Genomic DNA, 17064 nt, shown 5'->3' on the forward strand with positions numbered 1-17064 from the left:
GATGTCATAAAATCTAACATACAAATCAAAAAAATAAAAAAAATACTTGACAAGAAGATTCTGAAAATTTATACTATTCATGTAATTAAATTACTAAGGTAATTATTTGAAAGGAAACATTGATATGACAACAGGTAAAGAATACGTTGCTAGCGTTTTTGAAAAAGTGAAAGCTCAAAACAGACACGAGGCTGAGTTCCTTCAAGCAGTTGAAGAAGTTTTCGATTCACTTGTCCCTGTCTTCGATAAATATCCTAAGTATATTGAAGAAAACCTTTTGGAACGTTTGGTTGAACCAGAACGTATCGTTTCATTCCGTGTACCATGGGTTGATGATAAAGGTCAAGTACAAGTAAACCGTGGTTTCCGTGTACAATTCTCATCAGCTATTGGTCCTTACAAAGGTGGTCTTCGTTTCCACCCATCAGTAAACCAATCAATCATTAAATTCCTTGGTTTCGAACAAATCTTTAAAAACTCATTGACTGGTCAACCAATCGGTGGTGGTAAAGGTGGATCAAACTTTGATCCTAAAGGTAAATCAGATAACGAAATCATGCGTTTCTGCCAAAGCTTCATGACTGAATTGAGCAAACACATCGGTGCAGATACAGACGTACCTGCAGGTGATATCGGTGTTGGTGGACGTGAAATTGGTTACCTCTATGGCCAATACAAACGTCTTCGTAACGAATACACAGGTGTTCTTACTGGTAAAGGTTTGAACTGGGGTGGTTCACTTGCTCGTACAGAAGCAACTGGTTACGGTGCTGTTTACTTTGCAGAACAAATGCTTAATGCACGTGGTGAAAACTTTAACGGTAAGACAGCAGTTGTTTCAGGTGCTGGTAACGTTGCCATCTACGCTATTGAAAAATTGCAAAGCCTAGGTGCTAAAGCTGTGACATGTTCTGATTCATCTGGTTTTGTTTATGATCCAGACGGAATCGACGTTGACTTGTTGAAAGAAATCAAAGAAGTTAAACGTGAACGTATCGTGAAATATGCAGAAGCTCGTCCAAATGCAACTTACACACCTGCTGGTGGTGAAAAGACAGTTTGGTCTATCAAAGCTGACTTGGCTTTCCCATGTGCAACTCAAAACGAATTGGATGAAACAGATGCAGAAACACTTGTAGCAAATGGCGTTCTTGCTGTTTCAGAAGGTGCTAACATGCCTTCAACTTTGGGAGCTATTGATGTCTTCCTTAAAGCTGGTGTATCATTTGGTCCTGCCAAAGCTGCTAACGCTGGTGGTGTTGCTGTATCAGCTCTTGAAATGGCACAAGATAGCCAACGTACACAATGGACATTCGAAGAAGTTGATGCTAAACTCTACGATATCATGAAAGGTATCTACGAAAATGCTGCAGAAGCTGCTAAAGAATTTGGTCATGAAGGTAACCTTGTTGTTGGTGCCAACATCGCTGGATTCCTTAAAGTTGCAGATGCAATGTCAGCTCAAGGTATTGTTTAATTAGCAGACCTGACCTGATTAATAAGCCTCTCGATAAAATAAGAAAAGAAGCCTGCGGGTTTCTTTTTTTGCTTGAAAGGCTATGGCAGGTGGATCAAGCTGTAGTGGATAGTCTGTCTGGTTGTCAGGAACGTAATCTTTTAAAGAGGTAAAAAGTTTCCTGCTGGATTTTTGGTATAATGAGGGAGCAAAGAATCTCTTTTTATAGCTAATTTTATGATTTAATACGAGAGGAAGAATTGTGATTATTGAACAAAGTCCCTTTGGGGAAAGAGAGAAGAACTCTAGTAATTGGGGAGTCCTTGTACTGAGTTTTTTGATAAGTTTCGTGTCAATCTTGCCAATGTTCTTTTTTAGAGATAAGCTTTATGGCGATGATGTGGTTTTTCATATTAACCGTCTTTTGTCTCTAGACACCATTTGGAAGAGTCCTATCAATTTTACGACCAATGGAGGCACTGGCCAGTTAATCAATACCTTTTATCCTTGGTTGACCTACTATCCAATCTTCTTAGTATATAAGCTGACGCAATCTATTTTTGTAGCTTGGATGAGTTTTCAGTTTCTTGTTCGCTTTGCAACCTGTTTGCTTAGTTTTTATGGCTTACGTTTATTGAGGTATTCTGATAAGCAGGTGCTGATATTTTCTACCTTCTATCTCTTTTCAGGTTATTTCTTGCATAATTCCTACTATAGGGCAGCGGTTGGCGAAACGCTGGCGATGATTTTTCTGCCCCTAGTTTTTGTAGGCGTGCGTTTGCTAACTTTTGGAGATTACAAAAAATGGTGGGTCTTGACCCTTGGGATGCTTGGCCTTGTCTATTCCCATGTTTTATCGGTCGTCTTAGCCTCTGTTTTGATTTTCTTAGCAGTGGTAACCAGTTTTTGCATTTGGGACTCTAAGAAAGAGCGGTTACTGGGCTTTCTTAAGGCTACTCTAGTAACTTTGGGAATGTCTCTGGCCTATTTTGTACCCATGATAGAGCAATTTAGGTATGTGACTTTGCGGATGACATTTAAGCCTTTTCTAGCCAAAATGGCTTTGAGTTTGTCAGATACCTGGGGGCTTATTGTAAGTAGTGATTTAAGGACCCCATCAGTTAATCTGCTTTATCTTATTGGTTTAGTGTTAAGTCTAGCCTTTGCTAAGCGTTTTGTGAAGGATAGGGAAGCTAGAATTTACCTTTTTATATCTCTTGTTTTAGCCTTTTTAACCTTGAAGAGTTTTCCTTGGCAGTTATTGCAGGAAAGCCCGGTGTCCAATCTTCAATTTCCTTGGAGATTATGGAGTTTTGCTTTGCTATTTTTCAGCTTAGCCCTGGCTAATATCTTAAAGACTATTTCTCTAAAAGCTACGACGGTACTTGTCCTGATTGGTATTTGCCTAAATATGTTTCAGATTGTTACTGTTCAAGATAAGATGACTAAAGTCAAGAACATATTGCCGAGTAATACAAAAGTTACGAAAGGCATGCTGGCTAAGGGAACTTACAAAAATATCAACGGCGACTATACCAATAAAGAAGTTCCCTTTAAGTTTGTCTTTGATAAACACCTTTTTCTAGATACTCAGGAAATTAAGTCAGCTATCAAGCAATCTCCTCATGAGTTGTCATTTAAGGTGACTAATAATTCTCAAGCTGAGAAAGTTTTGTCACTGCCTGTTTTCTACTACAAGGGGCAGGAAGTGACGATTGCTGGGAAGCCAGCAACAACTTACTTATCCAATGAAAAGAATCCAACTAATTTAGTCTTGCCACCAGGCAAGCATCGAGTTGTAGTGACCTATAGTTATACCCCGGTTGCTAAAATGGCAATGAGTGTTTCAGCGATTAGTTTTTTAGCTTTTATTGGCTATTTGTATAGAGTGAAGAAAGAACGATGAAAAGAAGCCTTTGGGTTTCTTTTTTCGTCTGCTTTCCTAGGGGTCCGCCATTTTTGATATAATAGGTTGAGGTTATTATGTCTGAAAATAAAAACCGTTGGCTCAGATAAAAGAAGGACATATGATGTCATAGCTTAAGAAAGAAATGATAAGGGAGTAAAGAGATGATAAAACCTATCGTAAAGGATGTCTTTTTTCTAGGACAAAAATCGACAGAAGCGACTAAAGAAGACCTCTATTTGGCTAAGGATTTGCGTGATACACTGGAATTTCATAAAGATGCTTGTGTGGGTATGGCAGCCAATATGATTGGGGTTAAAAAGCGTGTTATCATCGTCAATATTGGTTTTGTCAATCTGGTTATGTTTAATCCTGTTTTGGTAAGCAAGTCTTCGCCATTTCAAACCGAGGAGTCTTGTTTATCTTTAGAGGGAAGTCGTCCAACTAGACGTTATGAATCAGTTGAGGTGGCCTATTTAGATGAACAATGGATGCCTAAACAGTTAAGTTTTTCTGGTATGCCAGCCCAAATTATTCAACATGAATTGGATCATTTAGAGGGTATTATTATCTAAAAGATACTTGAAATAGATTCTAAGAGAGACAAATTACAGTTGCAGAGTGAGAGTAGACACTAAAAATTCCTACCTCACTTTTTTTTAGTTCTCATAGGAACTTTTTTCTTGACAATAATTCTCATGAGAACTAAAGTAGTTTCCATGAGAATTATTTAAGGAGGAAGATGCAATGCATGGAAAAGATCCCTTTAGTGAATTTAGAGAGTTCATCAATACCATGGAATCTCGCGTGCAAGAGCTAGGTAAAGCGCATGGTGTTGAGCATCTAGCTGGTCCTCAAGGTTTTGCTGTCAAGTATTTGTCTGACAACCAAGATAAGGAAATTTTTATTAAAGACATTGAGAAAAGACTATGTATCTCTAAATCGGTGGCTAGTAATCTGGTCAAACGGATGGAGAAAAATGGTTTCGTTGAATTGGTGACATCAGATAAGGACAAACGCTACAAGTATGTACATCTGACAGACTTGGGCAAAAAGAAGGCCCAAGATGTCGAACATTTCCGAGAGGCCATTCATGAGCAGTTGTTAGAAGGTATATCAAAAGAAGATGCCGAGACGGCTTTTCGAGTCTTTCATCAAATTCGCAAGAATTTAGAGAAAAATAAGGAGTAACTTATGTTTAAAATATTTAAACGTTTGACGGCAAAAGAGTTAAGTATGATTGTCTTAGCTGTGGTTTTTGTTTGCTTGAACGTCTATCTAAACTTGAAAATTCCAGACTATATGTCTGACATCACAACCCTCTTATCAACCAAGGGGACTAAAGCATCAGATATTTTCGCCTGGAATACGGATGTCCCAGGGATGCGAATGCTTTTGATGTCCTTTGCGGGCTTTATGGCCTCTGTAGCAGTTGGATTTCTAGCTGCCAGAACAGCGGCAAGTTTCACTACTCGTCTTCGAGATGATATTTTCCATCAGGTTCTTGATTTTTCGGATGCTGAGATTAAGAAATTCTCCATACCTAGTCTTTTGACCCGTACGACAAATGATATTACCCAGTTGCAGATGGTGCTTACCATGGGGTTACAGGTTGTTACACAAGGGCCAATCATGGCAATCTGGGCGATTACTAAGATTGCAGATAAAAATGGAAATTGGCTCCTAGCCTTGCTCGTTGCTGTGGCGGTGATTGCCATTCTCTTGCTTTTCCTTTTAATCATGGTTATGCCTAAACAACGCTTGATTCAAACTCTGACAGATAAACTCAATAGCGTGACACGTGAATCTCTTACTGGAATTCGTGTGGTGCGTGCCTATAACGCCGAAAGTTATCAAGAAGATAAATTTGAAGATGCCAATATAGCCTTGACTCGAAATAATCTTTTTATCGGACGCTCTTTTGCATTACTAACACCAGTTATGACAGCTGTATCCAGTGGTTTAACCTTAGCTATTTATTGGATTGGTGCGCATTTGATTGAAGATGTTAAGATTCCAACAGATCCAACTAAGATTGCTGGTGCCATGGAAGATAAAATCCATCTCTTCTCAGATATGGTGGTTTACTCCTCTTATGCCATGCAGGTTGTTATGGGATTCATGATGATGATTGTTGTCTTCTTCCTTCTTCCACGTGCTGTTGTAGCGGCTGGACGTATCAATGAAGTTTTAGATACCCAATCTTCAGTTTCTTACCCTGAAAATAACTCTGAAAAGCCTAAAGAAGTCGGTACTGTCGCATTCGACGATGTTTCCTTCCGTTATTCTGAAACTTCAGAGCCTGTTTTGGAGCATGTTAGCTTCAAAGCTAAAAAGGGTGATACGGTTGCCTTTATTGGTTCGACTGGTTCTGGTAAATCAACGCTTGTCAACCTTATCCCACGTTTTTACGACGCCACGCAAGGGACTATCAAGGTTGATGGTGTAGATGTACGTCAGTATGACCATGACACCTTGCACAATATTGTCGGTTATATTCCACAAAAGGCAGTACTTTTCTCAGGGGACATCACGTCAAATATGACGATGGGAACCAGCAATAATAGTCCCCTTGATGATGCTAAGATTTGGGATGCTCTCGAATTGGCTCAAGGAAAAGACTTTGTTGAAAATAAAGAAGGTCAACTTAGGGCAGAAGTGGCTCAAGCTGGGTCTAATTTCTCAGGTGGTCAAAAACAACGTTTGGCTATTGCGCGTGCCTTGGCTCGTAAGCCTGAAATCTTGATTTTTGACGATTCCTTCTCAGCTTTGGACTATAAGACAGACCGTAAACTGCGTCAAGAATTAGCTGAAAAAACACAAGATATGACCAAGTTGATTGTTGCTCAACGTATCTCTACCATTATGGATGCTGATCAAATCTTGGTGCTTGACCAAGGTAAGGTTGTTGGTCAAGGAACCCCCAAGGAACTCTTAGCTAATAATGAAGTCTACCAAGAAATTGCCTATTCACAATTGTCTAAGGAGGAGTTAGAAAATGGAAAATAAGCCAAAAACATCGTCCTATAAACGCTTAAAACCCTATATTAAAGGCTTCCAAATTCCCTTTGTCTTAGCGATTTTTGGAGCTATTATTTCAGCGGTCATTACAGTTATTGGACCTGATAAATTAAAAGAAATCACCAATCTTATTACTGATGGGATTACACCAACTAAGATGGGAGTTATTCCCGGTATTGATTTAGACAAGGTGGGCAGCATTGCTTTAACCTTGGCTGTTCTCTATGCTATCTCAGCCATTGTTGGTTATTTGCAAAGCTTTACGGTTGCGACGGTTACACAACGCTTTTCACAACGTTTCCGTACCGCTATCCAAAAGAAAATCAACAGTGTACCTCTTAATTATTTTGACAGTCACTCTCAAGGGGACACCCTCTCTCGTGTGACCAATGACGTTGACCTTTTGGGGCAATCGCTCAGTCAAGGACTGGGTACCCTAATTACTTCAAGTGTTCTCTTGGTCGCAGCCATTATTATGATGTTTTACTCAAATGTCACTATGGCTTTCACTGCCATTGGTTCTGTCTTGATAGGATTTGTTCTAGTAGCCTTCATCATGGGTTTCTCACAACCCCTTTTCAAACGTCAACAAGAAAATTTGGCTAACATTAATGGATATATCGAAGAAATCTACACTGGTCAAGCTGTTGTAACGAGCTATAATGCCACTGAAGAGAGCAGTAAGGCATTCAAGGCCCTAAACGATAAACTTTATAAGTCGATGTGGCAGTCTCAATTTATCTCAGGTATTATGATGCCACTTATGATTTTCATTGGGAACTTTGGTTACGTTATGGTCTGTCTTGTGGGAGCTATTAAGGTTATTGATGGTAGCTTGACTATTGGTGATGTGGTAGCCTTCATGACCTATGTTCGTATCTTCTCACAACCCCTTTCTCAAATTGCGCAAGGGATTACACAACTCCAATCAGCAACTGCAGCTATTGGGCGTATCTTTGAATTTTTGGAAGAAAAAGATATGGATGACGAGTCAGCCAAGACAGCTGAGTTGACAGATACTAAGGGTCAAGTTGTCTTTGACCATGTTTCCTTTGGGTATACGCCTGAAAAGACTATCATTCATGATTTTTCAGCAGTCGCAAAACCTGGACAAAAGATTGCTATTGTTGGTCCAACGGGTGCTGGTAAGACAACCATTGTTAACCTGCTCATGAAGTTCTATAACATCGACCAAGGTAGTATCACTATTGATGGTGTGGATACTAATGATATGAAACGTGAAACTGTCCATGATCAATTTTCTATGGTGCTTCAAGACACTTGGCTCTTTGAAGGTACTATTCGAGATAATTTGATTTACAATCAAGAAAATATTTCTGACGAGCAAGTTATTGCTGCGGCCAAGGCTGTCGGTGTTCACCACTTCATCACCACGCTTCCAAAAGGTTATGATACTTATTTGGATGACTCGGTTACACTTTCAGTTGGTCAGAAACAGCTTTTGACCATTGCCCGTGCCCTTCTTAAAGATGCCCCTCTCCTTATCTTGGACGAGGCAACATCATCAGTTGATACACGTACTGAAGAATTGATTCAAAAAGCTATGGACAAGCTTATGGAAGGTCGTACTTCCTTTGTCATTGCCCACCGTTTGTCAACCATTCGAAATGCTGACCTTATCCTTGTGATGAAAGATGGTAATATTATTGAACAGGGTAATCATGCTGACCTTATGGCGGCAGATGGTTTCTACGCTGATCTTTATAATAGTCAGTTTACCGAAGAAGTTGCCTAGGATTTTCTTACAAAATTATAATATTTAACAAATTTTCATAAAACGTATGACTATAGGTCGTGCGTTTTATGTTATACTGAGAAAAAACAGATAGATTAGGAGACCCGTCATGCAATATCGTCAAGCAAGACAAGATGAAGTTCAGGAAGTTGCACAAGTATGTGCAGATGCCTTTGAAGATTATCCCTATCTCTCAATGATTGCCAGTAATTTAAAGAAACCTAAGCAGTATAAGGAATTTGTCTTAGCCTTGCAGGAAATGTTAGTGCGTTTGGCAATAAAGATGGATTCTTGCTTGGTAGCCGAACAGGATGGTCGCATTGTTGCGGTAGCTATTTTGCAACATCAGACGGTTTCCATGCTTAACTATTTGCAAAATGGAGCGACCAAGCTGTTCCGCTTCATCAGTATTACCAAGTTGTTTAAATATTTTAACTTTGTCGAAGAATCAGAGAGACATTTGGAAGATTCTGCAGAATACGACTGGTACCTGATGATGTTGGCGGTAACTCCTGATTTTCAAAGAAAGGGAATCGGAAGCCGCTTCTTACTTGAAGGTGTTGAACCCTTTGTGCGTAGCACAGGAGGCCGTAGTCTTGGCTTGATTACTAACCGTGACTATAATGTACCTTTTTATGAGAAGAATGGCTATAAGCTATGTGGTTACAAGGTTTTGACCTATGAAAAACACAAACTGGGCAACTGGCCTTTTGTCAAATCTCTTGAAGAATAGTCCAGTGGAAGGAAAACTTAGAGATACAAAATGAATCTGGCTTCGGCTGGATTTTTTTCATAGTCACAATGCCAGCTCTATTAGGCTCATTCCTTATTTTTAAGCCTATCTATGCTATAATGAAGAAACGCTATTAGAGGAGGTTTTTATGTCAACTCCAAGTATTTATGGGGAATATGCTCAGTATCTCCCCAACATTTTACAAGAAATAACTGACCCTATTATTGCGGCTAATATTGCGAGCAAAAAAGAAACAGGCTTTAAACTCTATGAACATTTTATTTCACGGATTAAGGAAAGTGACTCCATGCGTGAAAAGTGTCGTAGGAAGAATTTGCCTGAGACTAGCCAGTCTGCCCTCAAGGAAATTCGTGACAGTATTGGAATCCGTATCGTTTGTGGCTTTGTTGATGATATTTACAAAACTATCGAAGTGATAAAGGCTATTCCTGGTGTCACGGTCCACAATGAGAAGGATTATATTTCAAATGCCAAGCCTAACGGTTATCGTTCTTATCACCTCATTTTGGAAATAGAAACAGACTTTCCAGATGTGCTAGGAAATGAGAAAGGTACTTATTTTGTGGAGGTTCAGCTTCGGACCATCGCTCAGGATTCCTGGGCCAGTCTGGAACATCAGATGAAGTACAAGCATGATATCAAGAATCCTGAAATGATTACCCGTGAGCTTAAGCGTTGTGCAGATGAATTGGCTTCATGTGATTTGACCATGCAGACCATTCGTAACTTAATTCAAGAAGGAGGGGACTAAAATGGCTCTGAAAATTCTATTAGCAGAGGATGAGGAGGCTCTTTCCAGGGTTTATAAAGCAGCTCTTGAACATCAGGGGTACGAAGTGGATCAGGCCTTTAATGGGCAAGAAGCAGTGGATTTGGCTGCCCAGAATGCCTATCAAGTGATGATCATGGATATCATGATGCCCATCAAAACAGGTATTGAAGCCCTAAGAGAAATTCGCTCAACTGGGAATACCACGCATGTCATTATGTTGACGGCCATGGCCGAAATTGATGACCGTGTGACGGGACTTGATGCTGGTGCGGATGACTACTTGACCAAGCCCATGTCTCTAAAGGAACTTTTGGCTCGTTTGCGTTCATTGGAGCGCCGTTTTAGTGAAACATTTACGGCAAAAGTTTTGACGCTTGGCTCGGTTTGTTTGGACCAAGAGGATCAAGAGTTAGTGGCTGGCAATAGTATTCGCCTTTCAAGTCGTGAGACCAAGTTAATGGCTTATTTCATGCACAATCCTACCAAGAAGTTAAGTACTGAGCACCTCTTTAAAACCATCTGGGCTGATGAAGATGACGTTGATGAATCAATTGTCTGGGTTTATATTTCCTATCTGCGCCAGAAATTGCAAGCTATTAAGGCTGATATTAGCATTTTGGGCGAAAAGGGTGGCGACTTTTGTCTTGAGCTAATGAGAGAGGAGTAGGCTATGTTTAGACGATTACGCCTGCAATTTATTACGATTGCTTCCTTGGCCATCCTCTTTATCTTGGTCTTTATGGTGGGAATCATCAATACCGTGAGGTCTTTTCAGACGGAGCAGGAAATTAGCAAGGTACTCAACACCCTTTCGGAAAATAATGGTAGCTTTGGGAAAACCACAAAAATTGAGATCAATCAAGGACGTGAGATTCCTTCAGACAGTTTTCGATTTTTCAGCGTGACCTTATCGGGTGATAAGGTTGTTAGCCAGGATACCAGCCATACGGCCCTAATAAACGACGAGGAAGCGGCTAGCTATGCCCTGACAGTTAGCCGTTTGACCAATAATCTAGGCACGATTCGAGAAAAAAACATCAATCTTAGCTATCAAGTAAGTAAGGTCAGTAAAAATAAGGTTTTGGTAGTCTTTTTGGACACGTCTTCTTATTATAATTCTTCCCAAGCTTTAATGAGTCTTTGTATCCTTTTATCACTGTTTGGCTTCATCTTTTTTGTCGTTATTGTCAGTGCTTTGTCTGGAATCGTCATTCGCCCCTTCATTCGAAACTATGAAAAGCAACGGCGTTTTATCACAAATGCAGGTCATGAATTGAAGACTCCATTGGCCATTATTTCTGCCAACACGGAGCTACAGGAACTCATGACTGGGGAAAACGAATGGACCAAGTCTACTAACGACCAGGTGGCACGATTGACCACTCTAATCAATTCGCTTGTGGCCTTATCTCGGCTTGAGGAGCATCCTGATATCGTTCTTCAAGATGTGGATTTTTCGTATGTTACTGAGGATGCAGCAGAGGACTTTAAGGGACCAGTTGTTCGTGACGGGAAATCCTTCCTTATGGATATTTCTCCAGACATCCATGTTAAGGCAGAGGAAAAATCTCTCTTTGAACTTGTAACTCTTCTGGTTGATAATGCAAACAAGTATTGTGACCCAGAAGGGACGGTTACGGTAAGGCTTCGTCAAGTCGGAAGAACTCGTAAACGGGCTCGCCTGGAAGTGTCGAATACCTATAAGGATGGTAAGGCAGTCGATTATAGTAAGTTTTTTGAACGCTTCTATCGTATCGAAGAATCCCATAATAACAAGGAAAATAAAGGTTTCGGTATAGGTCTATCCATGGCTCAAAGTATGGTCAAATTATTTAAAGGGCGTCTCTTTGCCTCCTACAAAGATGACACCATCACTTTTACAGTCATCTTGTAAGGATATTTTAAAATATTTGACTAGGTGAAAACCCTAATTTATGATAAAATAGTAAGGATGAAGATTTAGTGTTCGCTTTGTCATAAAGAGACCATTTGTCAATCTGGAAAGAGCTTGTAAGAGCTTAATCTCCTTCTTAAAAAGATGGTCATTTACGGATTAGGAATGATAAATCTGAGCCAAGAATACAATCAGAAAAACAACATAGTTAATAGGGAGAAATCATGGTAGAACCAAAATACAAACGTGTCCTCATTAAACTTTCAGGTGAAGCTTTGGCTGGTGAACGTGGTGTTGGGATTGATCTTCCAACCGTACAGACAATGGCTAAAGAAATAGCAGAAGTCGCAGAATCAGGTGTTCAAATCGCCTTGGTTATCGGTGGTGGTAACCTTTGGCGTGGCGAACCTGCAGCCGAAGCAGGAATGGATCGTGTTCAAGCGGACTATACGGGGATGCTTGGAACAGTTATGAATGCCCTTGTTATGGCAGACAGTTTGAAACAACTTGGTGTTGACACACGTGTTCAAACGGCTATTGATATGAAATCTGTGGCTGAACCCTATATCCGAGGTCGTGCCCTTCGTCACCTTGAAAAAGGACGTATCGTTATCTTTGCAGCAGGTATCGGTTCTCCATACTTCTCAACTGATACCACAGCAGCCCTCCGTGCCGCTGAAATTGAGGCTGACGCTATTCTTATGGCGAAAAATGGTGTGGATGGTGTCTACAATGATGACCCACGTAAGAATGCTGATGCGGTTAAATTTGATGAATTGACCCATGTGGAAGTTATCAAACGTGGTCTTAAAATTATGGACGCAACAGCTTCTACCTTGTCAATGGATAACGACATTGACCTCGTAGTCTTCAACATGAATGAACCAGGTAATATTAAACGTGTTATTCTAGGTGAACACATCGGAACTACCGTTTCAAATAAAGCAGACGCACACAAGTAAGAAAGAGAGAAATTATGTCAAACGCAATTATTGAAAAAGCTAAAGAACGCTTCGCCCACTCACATGAGTCATTGGCTCGCGAATTTGGTTCAATCCGTGCAGGTCGTGCCAATGCGTCACTTCTTGACCGCATCACAGTCGAATATTATGGTGCCCCAACGCCTCTTAATCAATTGGCTTCAATCACTGTTCCTGAAGCACGTGTTCTTTTGATTTCACCATTTGATAAAGGTTCAATCGCTGATATCGAACGTGCCATCAACGAATCTGACCTTGGTATCAACCCAGCAAACGACGGTTCTGTTGTGCGCTTGGTTATCCCAGCACTTACAGAAGAAACTCGTAAGGAATTGGCTAAAGAAGTTAAAAAAGTTGGTGAAAATGCTAAAATCGCTATTCGTAACATCCGTCGTGATGCTATGGATGAAGCTAAAAAGCAAGAAAAAGACAAGGAAATCACAGAGGACCAATTGAAAGGTCTTGAAAAGGATATCCAAAAAGCAACAGACGATGCTGTTAAGAAAATCGACAGCATGACAGCAGAAAAGGAAAAAGAACTCCTTACTGTTTAATCAATAGAAAAATAAGGAGAGTGGGACAGAAGCAAAAAAGCATGGACTATGTTAGCTTCCTTGTCCGGCTCTCTTTTTGAGGAAAAATATGAATACACTACTTGGAACCATCATTACTGCCTTAGTAACTGATGAAAATGATCGCTTTTACTTTGTCCAAAAGGATGGCGTGACCTTTGCTTTGGCTAAAAATGAAGGAAATCATGCGATTGGTGACATGGTAACAGGCTTTGCCTACACTGACAGCAAGCAGAAATCACGTTTGACACAAAAGGAAATTAAGGCAACTCGTGATTCTTATGATTGGGGAGAAGTCACTGAGGTTCGTAAGGATTTAGGTGTCTTTGTGGATGTGGGAATCCCAGATAAGGAAATTGTCGTCTCTCTTGATGTGCTGCCGGAACTCAAAGAGCTTTGGCCTAAAAAGGGTGATAAACTCTACATCAAACTAGACGTCGATAAAAAAGGCCGTATTTGGGGGCTTCCTGCTGAACTTGAAGTCTTTCAACGTATGGCTGGGCCTGCCTATGACAATATGCAAAATCAAAAATGGCCTGCTATCGCCTATCGTCTCAAGCTCTCAGGAACCTTTGTTTACCTACCAGAAAATAACATGCTTGGCTTCATCCATCCGTCAGAACGTTATGCTGAGCCACGTTTGGGTCAAGTCCTTGAAGCCCGTGTGATTGGTTTTCGTGAGGTCGATCGTACCCTGAATTTGTCTTTGAAACCACGTTCTTTTGAGATGCTTGAAAATGATGCTCAAATGATTTTGACCTATCTAGAAAGCAACGGTGGTTTTATGACTCTAAACGATAAATCATCACCAGCAGATATAAAGGCAACCTTTGGTATTTCAAAGGGGCAATTTAAAAAGGCCTTGGGTGGTTTGATGAAGGCTAAAAAAATCAAACAAGATCAGTTCGGAACAGAATTAATCAGTTAGGAGAAAGTATGAGAAAATCTTTTTATACTTGGCTGATGACGCAACGTAACCCTAAATCCAATGAACCAGTAGCCATTTTAGCTGACTTGGCGTTTGACGATTCAACCTTTCCTAAACATACTGATGACTTTGAAGAGGTGAGTCGCTACTTGGAAGATCAGGCTAGTTTCTCTTTCAATCTAGGTCAATTTGATCATATTTGGGAAGACTATCTAGCGCATTAATAGTGTTTAATCTCTATTAAAGGACAGACCTATCTTGACAAAAACATTTTCAAGAAAACAGCAGTTGAGGGAGAATGAATTGTTACATTTTTTTACAAATGTCTCAGCTTTTTTTCAATAAATTAGGCGTATTACAACTAGTTAGTAATTGCTTTAAAGTGCAATAATTTGCCACTTTTTTGACTAGAAGTATGGTATTATTGTAAGTGTTAAAATTGTTAAAAAAGGAATGAATTTATACATGTTATCAAAATCAAAAACAACTAAGGCACTTCTATACTCGACCGCAGCTCTTTCACTTTTTGCTGCTAGTCATGTACATGCTGATGATGTCGCTAATTGGACTGCTCGTTCAGTGGATCAAATCAAAGCCGACATCGCTGTTAGTGATAACCAACAAACTTACACTGTTCAATACGGTGACACTTTGGGTAGTATCGCAGAAGCAATGGGAATCGATGTAAATGTTTTGGCTAATATCAACCAAATCACAAACATTGACTTGATTTTCCCTGGAACAGTCTTGACAACAACTTACAACGCTGATAACCAAGCAGTTTCAGTTAAAGTTGAAACACCAGCTTCAGAAACTTCAAATGCATCTGTTGTTGCAGAGGCTAACTTGACAACTAACGAAGTAACAGTAAACGGACAAGCTGTAGCAACAACAGATTTGTCTGCTCCTGTTGATTCAGTAGACACAACGGCTACAGTTGCTCCTGCTACAGAAGAATCAACACAAGCTGTTTCAGAAGTGACAGAAGCTATCGCTTCAGCATCTGAAGCACCAGCTTACGCAGATACTGAACAACCAGTTGCCGATGCCATTGATCATGTAACGGCATCAGCAGAAGCAAAACCTGCAGAAGCCCCAGCCCCAGCAGCTGAAGAAAAACCAGCACAGCCTGCAGAAGCTCCAGCAGAGCAACCAGCAGCAACATCAGAAGCTCCAGCAGAGCAACCAGCAGCAACATCAGAAGCAGCTTCAGAAGCCCCAGCGGCTTCAGAGGCAGCTTCAGAGGCCCCAGCGGCTTCAGAAGCTCCAGCAGAGCAACCAGCAGCAACATCAGAAGCAGCTTCAGAAGCCCCAGCGGCTTCAGAGGCCCCAGCGGCTTCAGAAGCTCCAGCAGAGCAACCAGCAGCAACATCAGAAGCAGTTTCAGAAGCCCCAGCGGCTTCAGAGGCTCCAGCAGCACAACCTGCTTCAACAAACACACTTCCAACGGATCCACACCTTCAACCACAAGCTGAAGCTTTCCGTCAAGATGTAGCATCAAAATTCGGTCTTACTGATATCGGTGGTTACCGTGAAGGTGATCCTCAAGACCATGGTAAAGGACTTGCCGTTGACGTTATGGTACCAGTTGGTTCAGAAGTTGGTAATCAAGTCGCTCAATATGCTGTAGACAATATCTCAAATGCAGGTATCTCATATGTCATCTACAGACAACAATTCTACGCACCAGTAGATAATATCTACGGACCAGCTAACACATGGAACCAAATGCCAGATCGTGGTAGCGTTACTGAAAACCACTATGATCACGTTCACGTGTCATTTAATGAATAAGTCAGAATGATAAAAAGTCACGCTTGGCGTGATTTTTTTGATATAATGGATAAAAATACTTAAGAAAGAGGAACTCTATTTGCAAGAGTATTCTGTTGAAATTACCCTTAATCACCCAGATGATGTCTTGTCGCTTTTTGGAACCAATGAGCGTCATCTAAAACTCATTGAAGATAACTTGGGCCTTATCATTCATGCTAGAACAGAGCGTGTCCAAATTCTTGGAGACGATCAGGAAAGCGTTGAATTGGCACGTTTAACCATTCAAGCTCTCCTCGTTTTAGTGGAGCGAGGGATGCTGGTTAACACTTCAGATGTTGTGGCAGCTCTAACCATGGCTCAGGATGGTTCGATTGACAAATTTGTTGCCCTTTATGAAGAAGAAATTATCAAGGACAATAGTGGTAAACCAATTCGAGTGAAGACCTTGGGACAAAAGGTCTACGTTGATAGTATTAAAAATCATGATGTGGTCTTTGGGATTGGTCCAGCAGGTACAGGAAAAACCTTTCTAGCAGTTACCCTAGCTGTCACAGCACTTAAGCGTGGTCAGGTGAAACGTATTGTGCTAACCCGTCCGGCTGTTGAGGCAGGCGAAAGTCTTGGTTTCTTACCAGGAGACCTTAAGGAAAAGGTAGACCCTTACCTTCGCCCTGTCTATGATGCCCTTTATCAAATCCTCGGTAAAGAGCAGACGACCCGTCTCATGGAACGTGAAATTATTGAAATTGCGCCACTCGCTTATATGCGTGGTCGGACCCTTGAAGATGCTTTTGTTATCCTTGACGAGGCGCAAAATACGACCATCATGCAGATGAAGATGTTCTTAACGCGTCTTGGCTTTAATTCTAAGATGATTGTCAATGGGGACATGAGCCAGATTGACCTTCCACGTCGTGTTAAGTCAGGTCTTATTGATGCTATGGAAAAATTGAAGGGTATCAAGGCCATTGATTTTGTTCATTTCTCTGCCAGTGATGTCGTCCGTCACCCAGTCGTAGCTGACATCATTAATGCTTATGAAAAAGATGCACCTAAGTTTGATCTTGAGGAAAAATCAGAAGGATCAGACCAGGCTGAAGAAGTAGCATCAGGATTGACTGAATACCCAGTCATTGGTGCTGAGGATGTTAAAAAGTAGATGGTAAGAAAGAGGTTTGAGAGTTGATATTTTCAAGCTCTTTTCCTTTGCAATCCTGTCACTAGCTTTTCCCTTATTTTTGGTAAAATA

At 40.7% G+C, this 17064-nt stretch carries 16 protein-coding genes; all 16 read left to right on the plus strand.

The window, feature by feature from the left end; genetic code table 11:
- Positions 1–124: 124 nt before the first annotated feature.
- The 16 genes from gdhA (at position 125) to PCY14_RS02520 (ending at position 16974) form a co-directional block, all read left to right on the plus strand.
- Complete coding sequence (gene gdhA, locus PCY14_RS02445) at positions 125–1477, plus strand: NADP-specific glutamate dehydrogenase (protein WP_021145961.1); 1353 nt, start codon at positions 125–127, stop codon at positions 1475–1477.
- A 241-nt stretch (positions 1478–1718) separates the two neighbouring features.
- Positions 1719–3362, plus strand: a complete 1644-nt coding sequence (locus tag PCY14_RS02450) for a hypothetical protein (RefSeq protein ID WP_021152278.1) — start codon at positions 1719–1721, stop codon at positions 3360–3362.
- A 164-nt stretch (positions 3363–3526) separates the two neighbouring features.
- A complete protein-coding gene (locus PCY14_RS02455) occupies positions 3527–3937 on the plus strand; it encodes a peptide deformylase (RefSeq protein WP_021145959.1) in 411 nt (136 codons plus the stop codon).
- A gap of 172 nt (positions 3938–4109) precedes the next feature.
- On the plus strand, positions 4110–4553 hold the full coding sequence (locus tag PCY14_RS02460) for a MarR family transcriptional regulator (protein ID WP_008533888.1): 444 nt from the start codon (positions 4110–4112) through the stop codon (positions 4551–4553).
- Positions 4554–4556: 3 nt separating this feature from the next.
- Positions 4557–6371, plus strand: a complete 1815-nt coding sequence (locus tag PCY14_RS02465) for an ABC transporter ATP-binding protein (protein ID WP_301363114.1) — start codon at positions 4557–4559, stop codon at positions 6369–6371.
- Positions 6361–8139, plus strand: a complete 1779-nt coding sequence (locus PCY14_RS02470; RefSeq protein ID WP_301363115.1) for an ABC transporter ATP-binding protein — start codon at positions 6361–6363, stop codon at positions 8137–8139. Before PCY14_RS02465 ends, PCY14_RS02470 begins: the two co-directional genes overlap by 11 nt.
- A gap of 109 nt (positions 8140–8248) precedes the next feature.
- Positions 8249–8872, plus strand: a complete 624-nt coding sequence (locus PCY14_RS02475; RefSeq protein WP_021145954.1) for a GNAT family N-acetyltransferase — start codon at positions 8249–8251, stop codon at positions 8870–8872.
- A gap of 148 nt (positions 8873–9020) precedes the next feature.
- The gene (locus PCY14_RS02480; RefSeq protein WP_004183960.1) at positions 9021–9644 is read left to right on the plus strand and encodes a GTP pyrophosphokinase family protein; all 624 of its coding nucleotides are present in this window, start codon (positions 9021–9023) and stop codon (positions 9642–9644) included.
- 1 nt (position 9645) lies between these two features.
- Positions 9646–10332, plus strand: coding sequence for a response regulator transcription factor (locus tag PCY14_RS02485; protein ID WP_004183958.1), 687 nt, complete (start codon positions 9646–9648; stop codon positions 10330–10332).
- Between the two features lie 3 nt (positions 10333–10335).
- On the plus strand, positions 10336–11559 hold the full coding sequence (locus PCY14_RS02490) for a HAMP domain-containing sensor histidine kinase (RefSeq protein ID WP_004183955.1): 1224 nt from the start codon (positions 10336–10338) through the stop codon (positions 11557–11559).
- Between the two features lie 224 nt (positions 11560–11783).
- A complete protein-coding gene (gene pyrH / locus PCY14_RS02495; protein ID WP_004183953.1) occupies positions 11784–12521 on the plus strand; it encodes a UMP kinase in 738 nt (245 codons plus the stop codon).
- A gap of 14 nt (positions 12522–12535) precedes the next feature.
- Entirely contained in the window at positions 12536–13093 is a 558-nt protein-coding gene (frr, locus tag PCY14_RS02500; RefSeq protein ID WP_004183951.1) for a ribosome recycling factor, read from the plus strand.
- Positions 13094–13181: 88 nt separating this feature from the next.
- Positions 13182–14039 carry an RNA-binding virulence regulatory protein CvfB gene (cvfB, locus tag PCY14_RS02505; protein ID WP_301363116.1) on the plus strand — a complete coding sequence of 286 codons (858 nt, stop codon included), beginning with the start codon at positions 13182–13184 and terminating at the stop codon, positions 14037–14039.
- An 8-nt stretch (positions 14040–14047) separates the two neighbouring features.
- Positions 14048–14263, plus strand: coding sequence for a YozE family protein (locus PCY14_RS02510; protein WP_004183949.1), 216 nt, complete (start codon positions 14048–14050; stop codon positions 14261–14263).
- A gap of 241 nt (positions 14264–14504) precedes the next feature.
- A complete protein-coding gene (locus tag PCY14_RS02515; protein ID WP_301363154.1) occupies positions 14505–15833 on the plus strand; it encodes a LysM peptidoglycan-binding domain-containing protein in 1329 nt (442 codons plus the stop codon).
- Positions 15834–15912: 79 nt separating this feature from the next.
- Entirely contained in the window at positions 15913–16974 is a 1062-nt protein-coding gene (locus PCY14_RS02520; protein WP_021152270.1) for a PhoH family protein, read from the plus strand.
- The last annotated feature ends 90 nt before the right edge of the window (positions 16975–17064 follow it).

Source organism: Streptococcus sp. SV2, from assembly GCF_030440175.1.
Classification (GTDB): Bacteria; Bacillota; Bacilli; order Lactobacillales; family Streptococcaceae; genus Streptococcus; species Streptococcus raffinosi.

Bases quoted from the DNA above. Each gene is read 5' to 3' on its own strand.
- gdhA (WP_021145961.1), top strand. From the start codon at position 125: ATGACAACAGGTAAAGAATACGTTGCTAGCGTTTTTGAAAAAGTGAAA.
- PCY14_RS02455 (WP_021145959.1), top strand. From the start codon at position 3,527: ATGATAAAACCTATCGTAAAGGATGTCTTTTTTCTAGGACAAAAATCG.
- PCY14_RS02460 (WP_008533888.1), top strand. From the start codon at position 4,110: ATGCATGGAAAAGATCCCTTTAGTGAATTTAGAGAGTTCATCAATACC.
- PCY14_RS02465 (WP_301363114.1), top strand. From the start codon at position 4,557: ATGTTTAAAATATTTAAACGTTTGACGGCAAAAGAGTTAAGTATGATT.
- PCY14_RS02470 (WP_301363115.1), top strand. From the start codon at position 6,361: ATGGAAAATAAGCCAAAAACATCGTCCTATAAACGCTTAAAACCCTAT.
- PCY14_RS02475 (WP_021145954.1), top strand. From the start codon at position 8,249: ATGCAATATCGTCAAGCAAGACAAGATGAAGTTCAGGAAGTTGCACAA.
- PCY14_RS02480 (WP_004183960.1), top strand. From the start codon at position 9,021: ATGTCAACTCCAAGTATTTATGGGGAATATGCTCAGTATCTCCCCAAC.
- PCY14_RS02485 (WP_004183958.1), top strand. From the start codon at position 9,646: ATGGCTCTGAAAATTCTATTAGCAGAGGATGAGGAGGCTCTTTCCAGG.
- PCY14_RS02490 (WP_004183955.1), top strand. From the start codon at position 10,336: ATGTTTAGACGATTACGCCTGCAATTTATTACGATTGCTTCCTTGGCC.
- pyrH (WP_004183953.1), top strand. From the start codon at position 11,784: ATGGTAGAACCAAAATACAAACGTGTCCTCATTAAACTTTCAGGTGAA.
- frr (WP_004183951.1), top strand. From the start codon at position 12,536: ATGTCAAACGCAATTATTGAAAAAGCTAAAGAACGCTTCGCCCACTCA.
- cvfB (WP_301363116.1), top strand. From the start codon at position 13,182: ATGAATACACTACTTGGAACCATCATTACTGCCTTAGTAACTGATGAA.
- PCY14_RS02510 (WP_004183949.1), top strand. From the start codon at position 14,048: ATGAGAAAATCTTTTTATACTTGGCTGATGACGCAACGTAACCCTAAA.
- PCY14_RS02515 (WP_301363154.1), top strand. From the start codon at position 14,505: ATGTTATCAAAATCAAAAACAACTAAGGCACTTCTATACTCGACCGCA.